Source organism: Halobacterium sp. GSL-19, from assembly GCF_016917855.1.
Classification (GTDB): domain Archaea; phylum Halobacteriota; class Halobacteria; order Halobacteriales; family Halobacteriaceae; genus Halobacterium; species Halobacterium salinarum.
In genome coordinates, this window is record NZ_CP070377.1 from 890,042 (window position 1) to 907,815 (window position 17,774).

Sequence of the window (17,774 nt, forward strand, 5' to 3'; positions counted from 1 at the left end):
ACACTGCTCCCGGCGGTCGCGTCGGCTACACCCGATCGAATCGTCCCAGGCGCGTGCCGTCCTGCAAGTAGAGCTCCGCGTCGGGGCACCCCGCCGGCAGGAACGGCGCGAGGAACCCCTGGCCGTCGACGTTCACCCACGTCCCGCCGGAGAGGTCGTTAAACGCCGGGAAGACGGCGAGGTCGCCGTGCGCGTCGACGGCCTCGCCGTAGTGGTCGGTGAACGGCGCTGGGTCCAGGGGGCCGCGCAGCCACGCGCGCTGGACGCGCGTCCCGCCCACATCGTCGGTCAACCGCACCGCCGGGTGTTCGTGGCCGATACAGACCGTCTCGGCTTCGAGAACAGCCTGACTCGGCCACGTGTGTCCGTGTGCGAACCCCACGTCACCCAGCACCGTGCCGTCGCTTGGGGTCACCGTCACGTCAGCGGGCACCACGTCCTCGATGCCGCTGTCGTGGTTGCCCACAACGACCGTCGCGGGCACGTCCACCGCGTCGAACAGCGCCGCCAACTCCTCGCGCTCGGCCCCCTCCGGCGCGCCGATCGCGTGCCCCACGTCGCCCAGAACCACCAAGCGGTCCGCGCCCTCCTCGCGTACGAGCCGCCGCAGCCGGCGCCGCCGCTGTGGGCCGCGGCCCTCCACTTCCAGCCCCTTCCGGCGCAGCGACACCTCGATGCCGGCGTGGTAATCCGCCACCACGAGCGCCCGGCCCCCGCCGGTCTCCGCGACAGCCGCGGGCTCCCCGAGCACGGGCTCGACGAGCGCCATCAGATGGCTTTCAGGCGGTCGTCGCCGGACTCGTAACACCGCCCGCTCATCAGCGCCGACGTGACCGCCGCCTCGATCTCGTCGGCGTCGGCGTCGAGGCTGTCGGCCGCGGTCGACACCACCTCACTGCGGGGCACACCGTCGCCGTCGTCGAGATCGTCCATCAGCTCCACGACGTACTCCTCGACGTCGACATCGGCGGGCGGTGAGTCATCCCCGGTCCCGTCGGCGTCGAAGTCACCGGGATCGGCGACGGCGTCACCGCCGTCGTCCGTCGATGCGGCCGCCGCCTCGGACTCGACGCCCTCGTCGGGGCCGGGCGCGTCGATGTCGTGCTCGCCCGCCTCCGGGATCTCGTCGCCCGTCGAGAAGTCCACGCCGTACTCGTCTTTGACTGCCTCGCGCTCCTCGGCCGAGAGTTCGTACATCTCGCCGTCCTCGTCGGCGGCACCGCTCTCGCCGTCCGTGACCGGCCCCGTGCTCGGGCCCGCGTCCCCGTCCGGCGACGCCGTCTCGGATGCCGGCTCACCGTCGTCCGTGTCGACCGAGGACGCGGTGCTGTCGGGTGTCCCCGCCGCCGTGCCAGCGTCACCGGCCGACGAGTCGGGCTGTGTCTCGGCGTCCGTCTCCGACGCCCCGCCGAACGACGCATCCGCGCCGAGGTCGGCGGCGAAATCCAGTGTGGCGTCGCCCGCCTCGCTGGGAGCCACCGCAAGGCCGCCAACCGTGTCGGTGTCGCCGGCGACGACGCGGGCCGCGTCCGCTGCGAGGTCGCGGACCGCCCCGAGATACGCCGGTGTCGTCCCGTAATGGTCGAACGCCCGCGGGATGCCGGACGCGAGCCCTGGCGCGACGCCCGCCGCCGCCAGCGCCGACTCCAGGCTGTCGCCGCGCTCGACGCGGTCGTGGGCTGCCGCCGCGGTCCGCACGCGCGACAGCGTGCGCTCGGCGGTCGCGACGACCCACCGGTCGCGGGTGTCGGCGTCAACTTCGCTGACCGTCTCCGGGCGGACCGACGTGTACACCACGTCGGCGTCATCGGGCTCGAACGTCCGGGCTTTGCCCGTGACGGCGACGAACGACGGCGTCTCCGCGGCTTCGAGCGCCGCCAGTGCTTCCGGCTGGTACTGCCCGGCGTAGACGACGAACGCCCCCGTGGGGTCGACGACGCGCGCGCGCACCACGTCGTCGTTGACCGCCTCAACGGCCGTCAAGACGCCCACGACGAACAGCCGGTTGACGCGCGCACCCGTCGGCGTCACCACGTAGTTCGGCGCACGCTCCTCGTCGCTTTCGGCGTACGAGAAGTCGGCGTCGTCGAACTCCGCCGCGAACAGTCGGTAGGCGACTTCGCGCCGGTTGCGCTCGCCGTCGTCGTCGGTGTCGGCGTCGCTCATGCGTCCACCTCCGCAAGGAAGGCCGCTGCGCGCGCCGCTGGGTCGTCGTCGCGCTCCGCGAACGCGATCGTTTCGAGGTTCGCGCCGTACTCGTCAACCGAGAGGTGGCCCCGAACCCGGAACTCGCGGCCCACCACGTCCTCGGCGATGGTGTCGGCGACCACCGAGTGGTCCATGGCTTCCCGGGCCTGCTCGCGGGCGTCCGCCAGCGTACCGCCGTAGACGTCCGCGGTCAGCTCGCGGTCCAAGATCGCGGTGACGCTGTCGGTGCCGTCGTCCAGCACCGCCTTGACGCGCAGGTCGTCTTCGGCCTCGACCGCGCCGTGCTGGCGACACTGCCCCGTCTGGACCACCCGCCCACAGTCGGGACACCGCTTGATCAGCCCCGAGCCGTCCCGGATGTCGATGACGCTGCCCACGAGTTCGACGTCGTAGGCACCCCCGCGGGCGACGGCGTCCCGGATCGCCATCCGGGTCGGACCGCCGACCTCGACCTCGTGGTCGAGGCGCTCAACCGTGGAGAACTCCGACACGTTCACCGATGGCACGCCCCGGAACTCCCGGACGTAGACGTCCTCGATGCGGACCGACGCCCCCGCTTCGATCTCGCCGTGGGGATCCCAGTCGGTGAACGGGAGGCGCGCGGTCTCGTCGCCGAGCACGCCGGAGAGGATCTCCGTCTCGCCGTCCCGCCCATCGATGGTGCGCTCCTCGACCTCCGTGACCACGGCTTCGACGTTCCGCCCGCGATCGCCCGCCGAGAGCGCCGCGAGGTCGCGGTCCCCGCCCACCTCGGCGGCCATCTCAATGTCGCCGTCGGCGGTCGTGACCGTCGCGGACTCCCCGAAGTTCAACTCGGGGCTGCCCTCCCACTCGCGGACGCTGGCGTTCCCGATAGTAACGGTGTCGCCGGGTTCCAGGCCGAACTCCTCCCACGCCGTGTACGAGATGCGCCCGGTCTCGTCGGCCAGCTCGCCCTCGCCGATGACGTGGTCGTCGCCCTGATAGCGGATCGAGCGCTTCCCCGCGGTCAGCACCGTCGCCGTGACAGTGACGTTCCCGCTGTCCGTGTCGACGTCCGCGATGTCGACGGCGGTCGGCCCCCCGGATGGCGCCCCGTCATCGTCGCCGTACTTCCGCCGGAGGCTGCGCTTGGCCTCCTCCAGCGGCACGCTGTACTCCACGAGGTTCTGCAGGTTCTCTTTGACCTCCGCTTTGTCTACACCGAGGTCGGAGGCGAGCTCCTCGGCGTGATCGTCGACGTTCATACAGCGTACTGTCGGTCGTCCTGGGGCATAAGGGTTGGCGAGCCAGCGCCGGGCGCATACCACCGAACGAAAACCGGTTTCAGGCGGCCCCGACACCGCGACTGTATGCATGTTGTCGTGAACGCCGCAATGAGCGCGGACGGCAAACTCTCGACCCGCCGCCGCGAGCAAGTCACCCTCAGCGGCGACGCGGACTTCGAACGCGTCGACGAACTGCGCGCGAGCGTCGACGCCGTCATGGTCGGCGTCGGCACTGTCCTGGCCGACGACCCGTCGCTGACGCTGGACGACAGCGACCACGTCGCCGCCCGCGAGGAGCGCGGCGAGTCCCCACACCCGGCGCGCGTCGTCGCGGACTCCCACGCCCGCACGCCGCCGGACGCACGGCTGTTGGACGGCGCTGCCGAGACGTACGTCCTCGTCGCCGAGGCGGAGCCGGTCGAACACCGGGAGAGCCTGGAGGCCGCGGGCGCGACTGTGGTCGTCGCCGGCGAGAACCGAGTCGACCTGCCGTCAGCCCTCGACGCCCTCGAATCCCGGGGCGTCGACCGCCTCATGGTGGAGGGTGGCGGCGAACTCATCTTCTCGCTGTTCGCCGAGGAGCTCGTCGACGAGCTGTCCGTGTTCGTCGCCCCCCAGCTCATCGGCGGGCGGGACGCCCCGACACTCGCCGACGGCGATGGATTCGTCGCGGAGTTCCCCACCTTCGAGTTGACCGGCGTCGACCGCCTCGACGACGGCGTGCTGCTGGCCTACGACTGCCGATAGCGCAGGCTCAGTGCTGGTGGCCGGTCGCTTCCGCGTACGTCTGCCCGAACCGCTGCTCGAACTGATCGAGGGTGGCTTCCTCGATGGCCTCCAGGTCGTCGTCGACCTGCCCCTCGCTGTGGTGGACCACGGCGTGTGCGCGCTGTGCGAACGCCATCAGCGCGATGTCGCCGACGACCTGGGCGTCCGATTCGTCCTCGGCTTCCGCGAACAGCTCCACGAGCCCCGTGGGAAGCGTGACATCGTTCGCGTTGCCGGCTGCGTCCTCGATCGTGAACGTCGTTTCGTCCATGCCAGTGCTGACGGGACGCCGCCTAAAAGCGGTGTGGGTACAGCGCCGTCAGTCGTCGGCCGGCGTGGCGTCGGCCGTCTCACCGGTGACCCCATCGGCGACGCTCTCCAAGTATTCGTCGGCGTCGATGGCGGCCTTCGACCCCATGCCGGCGGCCGTGACCGCCTGCTGGTAGTGGTAGTCCACGACGTCGCCGGCGCCGAACACGCCCGTCACGTCGGTTTTGGTCTGGCCGCCGCCGGCACCCCCGACCGTCTGCACGTAGCCCGCATCGTCACAGACGACGCCGGTGTCGGCGAGGAACGACGTGTTCGGCGTGTGGCCGATGGCGATGAAGAACGCGCCGACGTCCAGCTCCAGCTGTTCGGTTTCGTCGGCATCGAGCTTCGCCGTCGGATGCCCCTCCGGGTGACGGACCAGCGACGCGCCCGTCACGCCCTCCTCGGGCGACCCGTGTACTTCGACGGCTTCCGTGTTCCACAGCACCTCGATGTCGCCGTCGGCGACGTGCTCGCGGATGCGGTCGGCCCAGTAGTCCTCGGCGCGCAGTTCGTCGCGGCGGTGCACGAGATAGACGGTGTCCGCGAACTTCGTGAGGAAGCTCGCTTCCTCGGCGGCGGCGTCACCGCCACCCACCACGATCATGTCCTCCCCGCGGAAGAACGCGCCGTCACACGTTGCACACGTCGAGACGCCCTGCCCCATGAGTTCGTCCTCGCCAGGGATGCCCAGCGTGCGCGCGCTCGCGCCGGAGGCGACGATCACCGCGTCGGCGGTGTAGACATCACCGTTGGTGAGCGTGAGCCGGAACGGCCGCCCGGAGTCGTCGACGGATTCGACGATCCCGTGCTCGACCTCAGCGCCGAAGCGCGTGGCCTGGGTTTTCATCTCCTGGATGAGCTCCGCGCCCGCGATGCCCTCCGGGAACCCCGGGTAGTTCTCCACCTCGCTGGTGAGCGTGAGCTGGCCGCCGGGCTCGTCGCCCTCGAACAGCAACGGGTCGTTGTTCGACCGTGCGGCGTACGTCGCCGCGCTCAACGCCGCGATCCCCGATCCCACGATCACCAGTTGCCGGTGCTCCACGACATCACGCCCGCCATCCGTCAGTGCCGTCCTGTCGGTCGTGGCCTCAGTCATACACGTACGTCGGCGGCCGCGCTGTTTGTACGTTGTGTTGGCGTGCGCGCGTGCCGGTAGCGAAGCCGTCGCCCAGCAAAGCACTTAGTGCCGTCCGCCACGCAGACGCCAGTATGGCTGCCGATCTCGCGGAGAAAACCGACCGCTACGAGGGCCTGCTTGCGGACGCACTGGCCGCCGCTGATCCCGTTCCCCCCGCCGGGTCGCCGCTGGGTGAAGCCGCCGCCGAGTACTTCGAGATGGCCGAATCCTACCTCGAAGACGGCCGGCACTTCCGCGCGCACGACGACCCCGTGAACGCGCTGGCAGCGTTCTCCTACGGGCACGCGTGGCTCGACGCCGGCGCGCGGATCGGGCTGTTCGATGTGCCCGCTGCCGGGGAGTTGTTCACCGTGTAGCCACCGCGACGGCGGCCCCGAACACCACCCTGCTGCGAGCGGTCGCTGCCCTGGCGTTCCCCACCGTGTCCCAACACCACGCGTGTTGTCGCGCGCCGAGAGTGGCGACAAAGCTTTTGGCGCTGTCGCGCCCACGACTACGTATGCCACACGAGGCGTTCGTGCAGCTGTCCTGTCCGGAGTGTTCGAAGAGCTGGGAGAGCACGCCGAGCGAGCTGCCCGCTCACACCGACAATTTCAGCTGTCCGGGCTGTCACGCGACGCGCCGCACGGCATTGTTCGCACGCACCGACCGCGACCTCGAAACCCTCAAAAACCTCCAGTAGCGCCCTACACTGTCGAGCGCGCGCCACAGGCCTCGCAGTGCAGTTGTATCGTGTCGCCGTCGGTCTCTAGGTTGGTGTCCGGAAGCCCACACTCGGGACACGTGACGTACGTTTCGACGTACGCGTCTAGGGTGTCCGAGACCCGCCGTTGGCCGAACTCACCGGTGAGTCGCGCGCGCCCGCTCTCGTCGATGCTGGCGCTCGTCCCGACTTCGTTCTGGAGGAACTTCAGGACGTGATCCTGTGTCCGGCTCAGCGCGTCCAGCGTCGCCTGGAAGTTCTCGTACACCGTCACGTTGCCCTCCTTTCTGACGTTCGGATCGGGGACCTCGAATCGGGTTTCACTGCCCGTGACGTCGGGCTTTTCGTCCATTGCGCGGTCGAGTTGCTCTTCGTAGTCCATACCATTCGGAAGTGGTGGCCACCACAAAAGGGTTTCAGGACGACCCAGAAACGCGTTACAACCTCACTCGCGTTCACACACGGCCGTGTGAATGCCTCTCAGGATAATACTATAACCCCGTGACCGTAAGGACGTGTTGTCATGAAGAAGCAGGAGCTCATCCACCTTCACGGCCTTCTCGCCGAGGTCAGCAACTACTACGAGGAGAACGCAGCAGAGGACGTTGACCTGACCGACTACAACGACCTCGGCGTACGGCCGACCTCGATCCACAAATCCAAGACCGACCACAAGGCCGCTGTCTTTGCGCTCGCCGGCGGTATCACATCCACGATGGCAACCGAAGACGACGAGACCGAAGCTGTTCCCGCTTCTGCGGACTGATCTCCACGCACGACGGATCCACGTCGGCGCTCTATCGACGCCAGCCGACAGCCACTGCGCCGCCGATGGCCGGTGCTACGCCGTCTCGGTGTCCCCACCGGTCGACTCCTGGGTGTCGTCGTCCGTGACGGTGTCGACCTCAAGCACCGCCAGGGGAATGTTCGCTAGGCGTTGGCCGATCTCCTTGCGCGCGATGCGCGCGGCGTGCTCGTCGCGTTCGACGTTGAACACCGTCATCGAGAGCTCAAGCGCGACGAGGCTCTCGTCGGCAGCGACGAACGCTGGTTCCGTGTCCGTCCCGCAGTGCGGACAGGACCGCGACCCCATCTCTATCTCGACGTAGTTCAGATCCGGGTTCAGCATTTCGCCCGTCTTCGAGATGGCGATGCGTACCGCTTCGTCGGTGGACTGCACGTCGTACACTGGGACTGCAGCCTCGACGACCACCCTACAATCCATGCTCACGTGTGACGTTCGCAACCATTATAGAAGAACTTTGGCCCGGATCGATGGGGCCTTTCGTCGGGATCACCGAACACGGCCATGGAACGCGGGGCGATTCCTCTCGACGACGTGCCAGGTGCCGTCGACGTGCAAGCCACCCTCGAAAGCGGGCAAACCTACCTGTGGTGGCGTCCCGACGGTGACACCTACCGCACCGACGGCCTCTCGGGCGGCGACGCCTGGTACCGGACCGTCATCGACGACGACGTCATCGACGTCCGCCAGACCGCAACCGCAATCGAGTGGCGTGGCACGACCGACGCTGCCCCCATCGTTCGCGACGCGCTCGGCCTCCACGACGACTTAGACGCCGTTCGCGGTGCCGCTCGCAGCGACCCCCTCATCACAGCCGCGTGGGACGCCTACGACGGTCTCCGGATCGTCCGCGACCCGTTTTTCGGCTGCCTGGTTTCGTTCATCTGCTCGGCCCAGATGCGGGTCGAACGGATCTTCGAGATGCAAGAACGGCTCCGCCGGGAGTACGGCACGCCGATCACGTTCGACGGCCAGACGGTCTATAGCGTCCCCGAGCCGTCGGCACTGGCGGCCGCCACGGAGTCCGACCTCCGCGATCTCAAGCTCGGCTACCGCGCCCCCTACGTCCAGCGGACTGCTGCGATGGTGGCGTCGGGCGAACTCACGAAGCGGGATATCGATGGCCGCGCGTACGAGCTGGCGCGCGAGACAATGACCGACTTCGTGGGCGTCGGGAACAAGGTCGCTGACTGCGTGTTGTTGTTCTCGCTTGGCTATCTCGCCGCCGTACCCCTCGACACGTGGATGCAGACCGCCATCGAGGATCACTACCCCGACTGCGAGCGCGGGCGCTACGAGGACACCTCGCGGGCGTTCCGGGAACACCTCGGACCACACGCCGGCTACACGCAGACGTATCTGTTCCATTACCTTCGCAGCGGGGGATCCGCCCCCGAACCGACCGAATGAGCGGCCCAGACAGCCCCGACGCCGAACCACAGCACATATTTTAGTTGAAACATAAATCAACGCAATGCCCTCCAGACGACGCCTCCTGCGGACCGTCGGCGCGCTCGCCGCTGTCCCCCTCGTCACGAGCGCGCCCGCTGCGGCAGCCCCAACTCGCGAGTTGTACGACCCACGCGCCGTCACCGACGCGCCCGTGGTTGCGGCTGGCGCCGCCGTGCCCGGCGTTCGCAGCCACGTCGCCCTCCCGCAGACGGTTACCAACAGGCTGCGCAGCATCACTCAGCGCTACGACTCGATCACAGCGAGCGACAGCACGCACGTCACGGCCGGCGTTGCGCGGTCGCCCGAACACGTTGCAGGCTGTCTGACCGTCCACGGATCGTTTGATGCCGCCGCCGTCCGGTCGGAGGCGCGTGCCGACACCGCGCTCACCGACGTTTCAGCGCGCGACGCCGACGCTGCCAGGTTCGAGGGAACCGACACGACACACGCGGTTTCGATCAGCGACGCCGCGATCCGGGTGGGTCACGCCCCGTCGCTGACCCGGGCGCACGCACACATCGACGCGGCGCGCTCGTCGACCGGGTTCGACGGCGACGCGGACACGTTCGGCGGCCTACGGGACGCGCTCTCCGGGGACGCCGTCGGATACGCGTCGCTGAGCGCCGACGCCCGTCCCGCGGTTCGGGCTGCGCTCCACGACATCCCCGGCGCACTCGACGCACTCCTGGCGCACGCCTCGGCAGTCGGTGTCTCGGTGACCACTCGTGACGACGCCGACACGCGCCTTCAGTACGGCGCGGTCTCGGACGCAGCGGACCTGTCGGTGGGCGAGACACGGCGACTGGTTGCGGCCGCCGACGCCACACTCGCCGACCCGGTCATCAGCCAGGACGGCCACACTGTGGTGCTCGAAACCACAGCCGACACCCCGCCGCTGACGACGCTGGCGGTCTGACGGGTGGTGGTCAGTTTGGCGCAGTGTGCCAGCAAGCGAAACTCTGCACCCGATCGTGGACCGCCGTCCGGCTGCGTTGGACACCCAGATCTTCGAGTGATTCGACGGCATTCGCCAGCGACAGTCCCGTGATGTGCGATTGAATACCCTGCGCCGCTATCCACTCGGGTGTCCGTTCACGCTCCACAAAATACACCCTCTATGACCACTGAGGCGGGTGATTTCTGCCATAGACCAGCAAGACATTCTCCTGCCTCACTTTTCACCCTTAACTAAACACGATCTTTCAGTCGATCCTGTAAGATCTCTGAATGACGTTAAATTATCTTGAGATAGCCAGTATGGTTTACTAGCGTTAGACGTTCCTAGATCTGAAAATGTTATTGTGTTCTCAATATATTCACCATTTGTAAGGGTGATGTTGAGTTCGATCCGACGGACTATATCCCCTTTAGCGACATAAACTTTAAACGAAGATTGTTCAATCTCACTACTATTGTAAACTAGCTTATCTCTACTGCTATAATCGTATATCTCGATAGATCGTCCTGGATTTGGAGGGTCTGTAGTTTCGAACAGAGAGACAGAGGTCCCGCTTATGGATCCTGGACCAATATAGTCATATTGTACCTCACTAGGTAGATATGATGATATTCCTGCTGGGTTGGCAGTGACAATATCACCATCAAACATAGACACATTACGATCGGAATCGGGTCCGTTCAAATACGAATCATTCCCATCATAGTATATTTCATATTGTTTTCCAAAAGTTTGAATATTGTATCGTGAGCGCGTGTCAGTTGAATTTACCTTAGCACTGACAACGTACGAGCTATTTACACTAGTTCCGTTTCCAATAATAGTTACCGTATATGTACCAAACTCAGGAATGTTTTCAGTATAATGGCCTGTCCCGCCACCGAATATCGTAGGACCTCCCTTACCAGCAGTGTCTGTGTTCAAAAAACCGATCATTCCGATCTCAATAAATATTGAAACAGCTAAGAAGAGAACAATTACTAATCCCAATTTCAATAACTTGTCTCGATTCATACTCTTCAAACTGAATATCACAACATATAAACGATTCGTACGTGTTCAGCTCTGGCTGAGTTCGCCACTGTCTCGTAGATGGTGGCACGTGAGGTACACATAACCTGTCAGTCGGGATTGGATATGTCTTCTCAGGGATGTCTCCGAGCAGCGGAAACCATCCCGACGGACTAGTGGCAACACCTTCTGGGAAGGTGGAAGGTGTGCTCGATCACTGGCTCCCCGGCGAATGATGCCGCAGAGAATGCACGTCGTGAGCTGGTCTTGTTACGGAAATCATCGGAACACCCCAGAACGACCGGGGCATGTTCGTTTGCGGGAATGTCTTGTCTCTGACGGCGACGTGGCGCCAGCAGGGACACAACCCATGAATTATCATACACGTAGGTGACACATATACAGCAGATCTAAATATCAAAACGACATTGTGATGACTATCATGCCATTTACACTATTTCATTTCGGCCCCGGGCTTCTATTTGGACTGCTATTGGTGAAGTATATTGATTTTCCCACGTTTGTGATAGCGAACGTGCTCATTGACTGGCGAGCTGCTCTCGTTGTGTTTGGACTCTGGCCAGGTCCGAGGCACAGCTGGATGCACACATATCTCGGTGCAATACTCTTCTCTATGATCCTAACCATAGGCATGGTACTGATCCGGCCTGAGTTAGACAAACTGATGGAGTCAATGGGCCTTCACCAGCGGGTCTCAGTGACGAGAATTGCTGTTGCTGCTTTTCTCGGATCGATGATCCATGTAACAATTGATGCATTTCACCACCCCTTGATGTATCCCTTCATGCCGTACGACATTAAGCCACTTTATGGCCTATTTTCAACACGCGAAATGCGGTTCTTCACAGCGTTTTGTGGTTTTCTTGCTATATTGTGGTATATAGGCGATTATTTTGGCCTCATCCATATTCCGACGAAATGACGTATTAGTTGTAGGTATCCGATCAGACCGTCCGGCATATTTCACTCATAATCGGGAACACCCCCCAAGTCAAAAACAGGTCACAACGGACAGGGGGTTAGATTCTCAGGAAGCATCTGGATGTGGTTTGAATCGCCGCTCCCGTCTGACGACACCACACTCTTTTAGCGCGGCCGCCGAACAGTCGGGCGTGATCTCAAGCGACCGGATGGCAGCAGTCGACCGCAACGCCGCTGCGCTCGGCGTTCCCCGGGCGCAGCTCATGGAGTCAAGCGGACACGCCGTCGGGCGCGCGGTCAAACGCGTCGCGGACCCCGGCGCGGGCGTCGCCATCGTCGCCGGCCGCGGCAACAACGGCGGCGACGCGTTCGCGGCGGCGCGCTTCCTCGACGACTACGCGGTGTCGGTCAGCCTGCTCGGCCGCCCCGAGTCGATCAACGACCGGATCAGCCGCGCGAACTGGGACGCCCTGCAGGCCGGCGGCTACGACACCACGGCAGTGCGCGACGCCCACGCCCTCGCGCTCGACGACCCCGATGTCGTCGTGGACGCGCTCCTCGGAACGGGGATCTCGGGGCCGCCCCGGGAGCCCGAGGCGACGGCGATCGAACGCATCAACGCCACGGACGCCCCCACCGTCGCCGTAGACGTGCCGTCCGGGCTGGACGCCGACACGGGCGCGACGCCCGGGAGTGCCGTCGACGCTGACCGCGTGGTCACGTTCCACGACACCACACCCGGGCTGGCCGACCACGACCACGTCACCGTCGCCGACATCGGCATTCCAGAGGCGGCTGAAACCGTCGTCGGGCCGGGCGACCTGCTGGGGGTCGACCGCGACCCCCACGGACACAAAGGCGACGCCGGGTCCGTGCTCGTGATCGGCGGCGGCCCGTACACCGGCGCGCCGGCGCTCTGCGCGCAGGCCGCGCTCCGCGCCGGCGCTGACCTCGTGCGGCTTGCCGTCCCGGACGCCGTTGCGGCCGAAGTCCAGGGGTTCGACGAGACGTTCATCGTCGACAGCGTGATCGGGACGCGACTCGTCGAGGAACACGTACCCGACCTGCTGGCGCGCGCCGAGGACGCCGACGCCGTCGTGATCGGGCCCGGGCTCGGCGACGCCGACACCACGCAGGCCGCCGTCGCGGCGTTCCTCGCGGCCTTCGAGGGGCGCGCGGTCGTCGACGCCGACGCCCTCACGGCTGTTCCCGACGTGGAGACCGACGCCACCCTCGTGTGCACGCCCCACCGGGGAGAGCTGCAGGCGATGGGCGGCCCGACTGTTGACGGCTCGCAGCCGTCCCGGGACGCCGTCGAAGGGTTCGCCGCCGAACTGGGGCAGACGCTGCTGGTGACCGGCGCGCGAGACGTGCTCTCCGACGGTGACACGACGCGCGTCAACAGATCCGGGACGCCCGGGATGACCGTCGGGGGCACGGGCGACGTGTTGGCGGGCGCAACCGGCGCGATGCTCGCGACACAACCCCCCATCCAGGCCGCGAGCGCTGCCGCGTACGCCACTGGTGGGGCCGGTGAGCGCGCCGCTGAGGCCCGCGGGCACGGACTGCTCGCGACCGACATCTGTGACGCGCTGCCCGCCGCCATCTGGGGTGGCCAGGATGCCTGACGGCGACGACGACGCCCTCACGCATACGACCGCCGACGGCGACGCGCAGATGGTGGACGTGGGCTCGAAGCCGGACACGGCGCGGCGCGCGGTCGCCAGCGGCGACCTCCACCTCGCGGAGTCGACCATCGACGCCGTCCGTGACGACGGCATCGGGAAAGGGAACGTGCTCGCGACGGCCCGAGTGGGTGCGATCCAGGCGGTCAAACACACCTGGGAGACGATCCCGATGTGCCACCAGATTCCCATCACGAACGTCGACACGACCTTCGACGTGCGAGACGACCGTGTCGCACTGGAGGTCGCCGTCGAGACCACTGGCAAGACCGGCTGCGAGATGGAGGCGTTGGAGGGCGTCACGACCGGACTCAACGTCGTCTGGGACATGGTGAAAGCCGCCGAGAAGGACGGCGACGGCCAGTACCCGGGCACGGCCATCGAGAACGTCCGGGTAGTCGAGAAGCAGAAGCACGAGTTGTAGGTCGGGATCACGGAACCAACGGTGCCGAGAAGAATTTTGACAATCGCAAAGCTAACCCGCCACCTGTTGGCTCTGTTTAGAGCCGTCGTTGAGTCGCCGCTCTGATCGCTGTTGGTGACGCAAAGCAGCCCTCACTTGACAGGTAACTGTGTGTGGCCCGCGTATTCGCTCTCCCAAATTGTAGCCGTTACGTACGTATACAAAACACTCATGTCCTGAGTCATATTATCGAGAACACATGTCAGGAACTACACGCAGAGGGATAATAAAGAAAGTAGGGATTACGAGTATAGGGGCACTGTCGTTCAGTGCAGGAAACGTTACCGCTGCGAGTGGTCGAAGAGGCCTCAAAGTCTCAACCCCTTCCCGAGCCGGAACGGATTACGAGATCTGGTTCACGACGACGGACATCAACCTCGAAAAGGAGGAACCCGAGGAAACCGTCTCTACCGAGAGAATACACAACAGAACCTACGGCGTAGTCTCTGGACACGTTGCGTCGGGCCTGTTTTCGAAGTACGACAAAATCCGAATCCCTCAGGACGAATTCATTTACAAGGTGGACTCGATTGGGCGTGGACGGACAGTGGTCAGAGACATGAATAACGGCTCCGAGAAGGACAACACGCATGGTGAAATAGAGATCACTGCGGATGACGACACTGGACGGCGTATGTACAACGTTAAGAGTACCAGCTCGATGTCGGAGACGTACGCGGATAATTTAGACGGCGCCGACCTCATAAGCCAGAAATTAGCCTTTGGTGAGATCTGGAAAGACGGGGTCGACTCCTACGAAATCGGCGGGCAGGCGACGAAGGTTGAGCTTCCCAGTGATTCCATGTACACTCGAACGGATACGGTGACTCCTGCAAGCACTTATAGTAATCCCTAGAACCTGATTAACCGGTCCCTCCCGGAGCGACGAGTTTAGATACCAGTGTCTCCACGCCGGTACTCAAACCTCACGGGACTGTCGGCTGGTCAGCGGTCGCCGACGAGTACCGATAATAAAACGACGATTCGCTATTTTTCGACCAGATGCGAGATATCCGTCTCAGGTCGAACACAGTCACGACTCGGATGGGGAATATGTGACCGGGAGCTCACACCACACTCTGTCTTTTTGCTGTTCGTTAGAAAATTCGGCATGTACTTTCACGGTAAAGGTATCGCCCCACTGAGCTGACTCCGGCACAGGAAATTCCGTCACGAATATATCGGTAGTCGCGCTGACCATCGGCGTTTGACATCGGACTTGCCACACATGCCTGGCTGAGTCGTCGGTGGTCGCCATCCGATACGGTGTTTCAGCGTCGTCGGTTGGGGCTTGTACCAGCGTAGCACGCCGGGATAGGCCCCCTTCACCATCGTATCGGGTTCCTCCCCAGCGGTGTTCGACGTTGAATCCAGTTGACTTCCAACCGTTACTCTCGTACGACTCACCAGGGTTCAGTTGGAAAATAGACACGAGCATCAGCAGCTCCGGCGTTTTGTGGACGTGGACGCGGAGTTCCACGACTCCGTTCTGGTCGGCGCCGGCCGTCGTCTTGTTTTCTCCGACAACTGGAGTGGAAAATGGGCGGTCTATCGGCTCTTCCCGACGAACTGCCGAGGGTAGTCGTTGGGTTGTCGAGGTTGAACAGCCGGCAAGTCCGGCCGAAATAGCCGCTGCGGTTCCGGAAAGCACGGTACGTCTGTTCATAAATATCAGAGTTAGTTTTCAACGTAAACATTTTTCCTGTTGCACCGAGTGAGATACTATTCATCCGGTTACGCTGATACCACCGATGTCGACTCTTCGGTGTTCGCCTGCAACTACTCTGCGACGGAGGACCAACTCTCAACGTACATGATGGCTTCGTCGTTCGTGTGGCGTAAGTCGCCGAAACGGGCGTGACCATGGAGCCACGACTCCCTGGTGTCCTCGCTCATCAGGGGAATCGACTACTGACCGTCCAGTCGAGAGTACGGCGTCGACACGAAGGAGACCCGCCCGCTGGAGTCGGCAGTCAGGCCTCGGCCACTAGGTCGCTGGCCTTCGCGTGCGAGCGCTCCACGATCGTCGGGCGCGCCTCGAAGTCGATCACGACCTCCTGGTCGCCGTAATCGACCGTCCGCACGTGGGCGTGGTCGTGCACCCAGGAAACCACGCTCATCGTGTCCTCGGTCATCGGGAGCACGAGGCGTTCGCGTTCGCGCGCCGGAAGCGCCGCGTCGATGCGCTCGCGCAGCTCCTCAAGGTTGCTGGCGTCTCGGGCGCTGACCGCGACCGGGGCCGGCGCGAGCGCCGCCAGCGCCTCCATCTTCTCGGCGAGCGCCGCGTCCTCAACCCGGTCGGTCTTGTTGAACACCGTGACGATCGGGGCTTCGTTGCGCTCGTACAGCGTGTCGTGGCTGGTCGCGAGCTTCTCCTGGATGTCCGCCAGGGGTTCGCTGGCGTCCACCACGAGCAACACGAGGTCCGCCTGGTAGACCGATTCCAGCGTGGATTTGAACGACTCCACGAGCCAGTGTGGCAGGTCGCTGATGAACCCGACCGTGTCCGTCAACAGGACGTCCCGCCGCGCCAGCTCCATCCGGCGCGTCGTCGTCCCCAGCGTGGTGAACAGGTCGTCCTGGGACTCCGCGGTGGTGTCCAGATCCGGATGCCGGTCGTCGTTCTCGTCGACCGCGACGTCGGCGGCCAGCCGGCGCAACAGCGTGGATTTGCCGGCGTTCGTGTACCCAGCCAGCGCCACCAGGTCGAACCCGGACTCCCGGCGGGTTTCGCGGCGCTGCTGCTCGGTTTTCTCGATGTTCGACAGCTCGTCGCGGATCCGCGAAATGCGGGCTTTGATGTCCTGCTCGCGGCTCTCGTCGTACTCGCCGAGCCCCATGAATCCCGGCCGCTCGTTGCGCTTGGCGAGGCTGGTTTTGGCCTCCGCGCGGGGCAGCTCGTAGCGCAACTCCGCGAGCTCCACCTGTAGCTGTGCCTTCCGGGTGTTGGCGCGCTGCCCGAAGATGTCCAGGATCAGCCGGAACCGATCGACGACCTCGGTGCCGTCGGGCAGCTCCTGGCCGAGGTTGAACGTCTGATAGGGACCCAGCCGGTTGTCGAAGACCACGCGGTCGGCGTCGGTGCGCGCGACGCGCTCGGCGAGCTCCGTCACCTTCCCCGCGCCCAACTGCAACGCCGGGTCCGCGGTCCGCGACTGGGTGACTTCGCCGACCAACTCGTAGCCCGCAGCCTGGACGAGATCCCTGATCTCGGCTGTCTCGGGTGTGCCATCGTCGACGCGCTTCGCGACGACGGCCGTCGCCGTGGTGTCTCCGGTCACTCTCTGTACGGTACGCACCCGGCGCACTTAAGCCTCCGGCGCGGCGGCCTACCGCGTCTTCAGCTCGTCTTTGTCCTTCACGACGCTGGTCTCGCCGTTGCCCTCGGACACCTCGTTGACGCGGCCGTAGAACTCGTCTTGCATGCCCGCGGGGAACGTGATGACGCCCACCCACGAGCCGTCGGCCTGCCACTCCTCGCGCTCCAGTTCGCCGAACTCGCGGAGTTTCGCCTGCCCGCTGCCCGCGTAGTCGGCGGGCAACTGGACGGCGACGGTCATCTCCTCGAACCGGATCGGGATGACGGGCCGCAGCGCCTCCAGGGCGTCGTCGACCTGTTCGTCGGCGGGCGTCATCGGATCGACAGTGAACCCCGCCTCGTCGAGCGCGCTCTCGATGCGGTCGGGTGGATGCGGTGCGCCGTCCATCTGTGGATTGATGGCGTTGCGCGAGATCGTGTTGATGAGGCTGCGCTTCTTGCGCTGTTGCATCGCCTCGCGCTGATCGGCGGTGATCTGGATCTCGCCCTGGCCGATGACCTCGGGGATGATCTCCAGGGGCTCGGTCGTCCCGAACACCGTCTCCAGGTCGGACTCCGCCGGGCGGTCGCCCCGGGAGGCGTTCTCGAAGACGTCGCGGGCCGCGATCACGTCCGTCAGCTCACCGTCGAACTCGTCGCGTCGCATCTCCAGGGCCGCGTCCGGGTCCACCAGTACCTCGAAGCGCTCGCCGTGCGTTTCCAGCCGTGCGGTCACGGCGTCGTCAAGCGAAATCATACTGACTCCTTCGACGGGGCCACCAAA

At 64.8% G+C, this 17,774-nt stretch carries 20 protein-coding genes and 2 pseudogenes; 11 read left to right on the top strand and 11 right to left on the bottom strand.

Annotated elements, in window-relative coordinates; translation table 11 throughout:
• Nucleotides 1-25: 25 nt before the first annotated feature.
• From JT689_RS06440 to JT689_RS06450, 3 genes are read right to left on the bottom strand one after another with little or no spacing between them, the layout of a single operon-like run.
• Nucleotides 26-769, bottom strand: coding sequence for a metallophosphoesterase (locus JT689_RS06440; RefSeq protein WP_136361452.1), 744 nt, complete (start codon nucleotides 767-769; stop codon nucleotides 26-28).
• Nucleotides 769-2,166 (bottom strand): hypothetical protein, encoded by a 1,398-nt coding sequence (locus JT689_RS06445; RefSeq protein WP_136361453.1) that lies wholly within the window; start codon nucleotides 2,164-2,166, stop codon nucleotides 769-771. Before JT689_RS06445 ends, JT689_RS06440 begins: the two co-directional genes overlap by 1 nt.
• Nucleotides 2,163-3,434: a Single-stranded DNA binding protein gene (locus JT689_RS06450; protein ID WP_136361454.1), complete on the bottom strand. Its 1,272-nt coding sequence runs from the start codon at nucleotides 3,432-3,434 to the stop codon at nucleotides 2,163-2,165. The genes JT689_RS06445 and JT689_RS06450 overlap by 4 nt, the downstream gene beginning before the upstream one ends.
• Before the next feature lie 105 nt (nucleotides 3,435-3,539).
• Between JT689_RS06450 and JT689_RS06455 the strand changes: the two genes are divergently transcribed.
• The gene (locus tag JT689_RS06455; RefSeq protein ID WP_136361455.1) at nucleotides 3,540-4,202 is read left to right on the top strand and encodes a 2,5-diamino-6-(ribosylamino)-4(3H)-pyrimidinone 5'-phosphate reductase; all 663 of its coding nucleotides are present in this window, start codon (nucleotides 3,540-3,542) and stop codon (nucleotides 4,200-4,202) included.
• A gap of 7 nt (nucleotides 4,203-4,209) precedes the next feature.
• Here the strand turns inward: JT689_RS06455 and JT689_RS06460 are convergent, their stop codons facing one another.
• Together JT689_RS06460 and JT689_RS06465 are read right to left on the bottom strand one after the other, a co-directional pair.
• Nucleotides 4,210-4,494, bottom strand: a complete 285-nt coding sequence (locus JT689_RS06460) for a hypothetical protein (RefSeq protein ID WP_010902911.1) — start codon at nucleotides 4,492-4,494, stop codon at nucleotides 4,210-4,212.
• A gap of 48 nt (nucleotides 4,495-4,542) precedes the next feature.
• The gene (locus JT689_RS06465; RefSeq protein ID WP_136361456.1) at nucleotides 4,543-5,631 is read right to left on the bottom strand and encodes an FAD-dependent oxidoreductase; all 1,089 of its coding nucleotides are present in this window, start codon (nucleotides 5,629-5,631) and stop codon (nucleotides 4,543-4,545) included.
• A gap of 113 nt (nucleotides 5,632-5,744) precedes the next feature.
• On the opposite strand from JT689_RS06465, the gene JT689_RS06470 reads away from it, so the two are divergent.
• Complete coding sequence (locus JT689_RS06470; RefSeq protein ID WP_010902913.1) at nucleotides 5,745-6,029, top strand: DUF357 domain-containing protein; 285 nt, start codon at nucleotides 5,745-5,747, stop codon at nucleotides 6,027-6,029.
• A gap of 143 nt (nucleotides 6,030-6,172) precedes the next feature.
• On the top strand, nucleotides 6,173-6,355 hold the full coding sequence (locus JT689_RS06475; protein ID WP_010902914.1) for a hypothetical protein: 183 nt from the start codon (nucleotides 6,173-6,175) through the stop codon (nucleotides 6,353-6,355).
• Nucleotides 6,356-6,359: 4 nt separating this feature from the next.
• Here JT689_RS06475 and JT689_RS06480 read toward each other — a convergent pair whose 3' ends face one another.
• Nucleotides 6,360-6,758 (bottom strand): translation initiation factor IF-2 subunit beta, encoded by a 399-nt coding sequence (locus JT689_RS06480; protein WP_010902915.1) that lies wholly within the window; start codon nucleotides 6,756-6,758, stop codon nucleotides 6,360-6,362.
• A gap of 141 nt (nucleotides 6,759-6,899) precedes the next feature.
• Here JT689_RS06480 and JT689_RS06485 point away from each other — a divergent pair, with 141 nt between their 5' ends.
• Nucleotides 6,900-7,142 carry a UPF0058 family protein gene (locus tag JT689_RS06485; protein ID WP_010902916.1) on the top strand — a complete coding sequence of 81 codons (243 nt, stop codon included), beginning with the start codon at nucleotides 6,900-6,902 and terminating at the stop codon, nucleotides 7,140-7,142.
• 75 nt (nucleotides 7,143-7,217) lie between these two features.
• Here JT689_RS06485 and JT689_RS06490 read toward each other — a convergent pair whose 3' ends face one another.
• Nucleotides 7,218-7,601 (bottom strand): DUF555 domain-containing protein, encoded by a 384-nt coding sequence (locus tag JT689_RS06490; protein WP_010902917.1) that lies wholly within the window; start codon nucleotides 7,599-7,601, stop codon nucleotides 7,218-7,220.
• Between the two features lie 84 nt (nucleotides 7,602-7,685).
• Here JT689_RS06490 and JT689_RS06495 point away from each other — a divergent pair, with 84 nt between their 5' ends.
• Both JT689_RS06495 and JT689_RS06500 read left to right on the top strand, forming a co-directional pair.
• On the top strand, nucleotides 7,686-8,591 hold the full coding sequence (locus JT689_RS06495) for a DNA-3-methyladenine glycosylase (protein ID WP_010902918.1): 906 nt from the start codon (nucleotides 7,686-7,688) through the stop codon (nucleotides 8,589-8,591).
• A gap of 64 nt (nucleotides 8,592-8,655) precedes the next feature.
• Complete coding sequence (locus JT689_RS06500; RefSeq protein WP_136361457.1) at nucleotides 8,656-9,549, top strand: hypothetical protein; 894 nt, start codon at nucleotides 8,656-8,658, stop codon at nucleotides 9,547-9,549.
• A gap of 43 nt (nucleotides 9,550-9,592) precedes the next feature.
• Here the strand turns inward: JT689_RS06500 and JT689_RS06505 are convergent.
• Both JT689_RS06505 and JT689_RS06510 read right to left on the bottom strand, forming a co-directional pair.
• Nucleotides 9,593-9,780, bottom strand: a pseudogene (locus JT689_RS06505) (IS6 family transposase); the annotation flags it as partial.
• 24 nt (nucleotides 9,781-9,804) lie between these two features.
• Nucleotides 9,805-10,605 carry a hypothetical protein gene (locus JT689_RS06510; protein ID WP_136361458.1) on the bottom strand — a complete coding sequence of 267 codons (801 nt, stop codon included), beginning with the start codon at nucleotides 10,603-10,605 and terminating at the stop codon, nucleotides 9,805-9,807.
• 161 nt (nucleotides 10,606-10,766) lie between these two features.
• Between JT689_RS06510 and JT689_RS06515 the strand changes: the two are divergent.
• The 5 genes and pseudogenes from JT689_RS06515 to JT689_RS06535 all read left to right on the top strand — a co-directional run.
• Nucleotides 10,767-10,973 (top strand): annotated as a pseudogene (locus JT689_RS06515) (IS66 family transposase); the annotation flags it as partial.
• Nucleotides 10,974-11,044: 71 nt separating this feature from the next.
• Nucleotides 11,045-11,545, top strand: a complete 501-nt coding sequence (locus JT689_RS06520) for a hypothetical protein (protein WP_229373427.1) — start codon at nucleotides 11,045-11,047, stop codon at nucleotides 11,543-11,545.
• 190 nt (nucleotides 11,546-11,735) lie between these two features.
• The gene (locus JT689_RS06525) at nucleotides 11,736-13,172 is read left to right on the top strand and encodes an NAD(P)H-hydrate dehydratase (protein WP_136361460.1); all 1,437 of its coding nucleotides are present in this window, start codon (nucleotides 11,736-11,738) and stop codon (nucleotides 13,170-13,172) included.
• Nucleotides 13,165-13,653, top strand: a complete 489-nt coding sequence (gene moaC / locus JT689_RS06530) for a cyclic pyranopterin monophosphate synthase MoaC (protein ID WP_136361461.1) — start codon at nucleotides 13,165-13,167, stop codon at nucleotides 13,651-13,653. Before JT689_RS06525 ends, moaC begins: the two co-directional genes overlap by 8 nt.
• 238 nt (nucleotides 13,654-13,891) lie before the next feature.
• A complete protein-coding gene (locus JT689_RS06535) occupies nucleotides 13,892-14,548 on the top strand; it encodes a hypothetical protein (protein WP_136361462.1) in 657 nt (218 codons plus the stop codon).
• A 1,117-nt stretch (nucleotides 14,549-15,665) separates the two neighbouring features.
• Here the strand turns inward: JT689_RS06535 and hflX are convergent.
• Nucleotides 15,666-16,973, bottom strand: coding sequence for a GTPase HflX (gene hflX / locus JT689_RS06540; RefSeq protein WP_010902924.1), 1,308 nt, complete (start codon nucleotides 16,971-16,973; stop codon nucleotides 15,666-15,668).
• Between the two features lie 48 nt (nucleotides 16,974-17,021).
• Nucleotides 17,022-17,747: a ribosome assembly factor SBDS gene (locus JT689_RS06545; RefSeq protein ID WP_010902925.1), complete on the bottom strand. Its 726-nt coding sequence runs from the start codon at nucleotides 17,745-17,747 to the stop codon at nucleotides 17,022-17,024.
• Nucleotides 17,748-17,774: the final 27 nt, after the last annotated feature.

Coding starts and splice junctions, on each gene's coding strand:
- JT689_RS06440 (WP_136361452.1), bottom strand. CDS start 769: ATGGCGCTCGTCGAGCCCGTGCTCGGGGAGCCCGCGGCTGTCGCGGAG.
- JT689_RS06455 (WP_136361455.1), top strand. CDS start 3,540: ATGCATGTTGTCGTGAACGCCGCAATGAGCGCGGACGGCAAACTCTCG.
- JT689_RS06485 (WP_010902916.1), top strand. CDS start 6,900: ATGAAGAAGCAGGAGCTCATCCACCTTCACGGCCTTCTCGCCGAGGTC.
- JT689_RS06480 (WP_010902915.1), bottom strand. CDS start 6,758: ATGGACTACGAAGAGCAACTCGACCGCGCAATGGACGAAAAGCCCGAC.
- JT689_RS06545 (WP_010902925.1), bottom strand. CDS start 17,747: ATGATTTCGCTTGACGACGCCGTGACCGCACGGCTGGAAACGCACGGC.
- JT689_RS06510 (WP_136361458.1), bottom strand. CDS start 10,605: ATGAATCGAGACAAGTTATTGAAATTGGGATTAGTAATTGTTCTCTTC.
- JT689_RS06520 (WP_229373427.1), top strand. CDS start 11,045: ATGCCATTTACACTATTTCATTTCGGCCCCGGGCTTCTATTTGGACTG.
- JT689_RS06490 (WP_010902917.1), bottom strand. CDS start 7,601: ATGGATTGTAGGGTGGTCGTCGAGGCTGCAGTCCCAGTGTACGACGTG.
- JT689_RS06470 (WP_010902913.1), top strand. CDS start 5,745: ATGGCTGCCGATCTCGCGGAGAAAACCGACCGCTACGAGGGCCTGCTT.
- moaC (WP_136361461.1), top strand. CDS start 13,165: ATGCCTGACGGCGACGACGACGCCCTCACGCATACGACCGCCGACGGC.
- JT689_RS06475 (WP_010902914.1), top strand. CDS start 6,173: ATGCCACACGAGGCGTTCGTGCAGCTGTCCTGTCCGGAGTGTTCGAAG.
- JT689_RS06450 (WP_136361454.1), bottom strand. CDS start 3,434: ATGAACGTCGACGATCACGCCGAGGAGCTCGCCTCCGACCTCGGTGTA.
- JT689_RS06495 (WP_010902918.1), top strand. CDS start 7,686: ATGGAACGCGGGGCGATTCCTCTCGACGACGTGCCAGGTGCCGTCGAC.
- JT689_RS06465 (WP_136361456.1), bottom strand. CDS start 5,631: ATGACTGAGGCCACGACCGACAGGACGGCACTGACGGATGGCGGGCGT.
- JT689_RS06445 (WP_136361453.1), bottom strand. CDS start 2,166: ATGAGCGACGCCGACACCGACGACGACGGCGAGCGCAACCGGCGCGAA.
- JT689_RS06535 (WP_136361462.1), top strand. CDS start 13,892: ATGTCAGGAACTACACGCAGAGGGATAATAAAGAAAGTAGGGATTACG.
- JT689_RS06500 (WP_136361457.1), top strand. CDS start 8,656: ATGCCCTCCAGACGACGCCTCCTGCGGACCGTCGGCGCGCTCGCCGCT.
- JT689_RS06460 (WP_010902911.1), bottom strand. CDS start 4,494: ATGGACGAAACGACGTTCACGATCGAGGACGCAGCCGGCAACGCGAAC.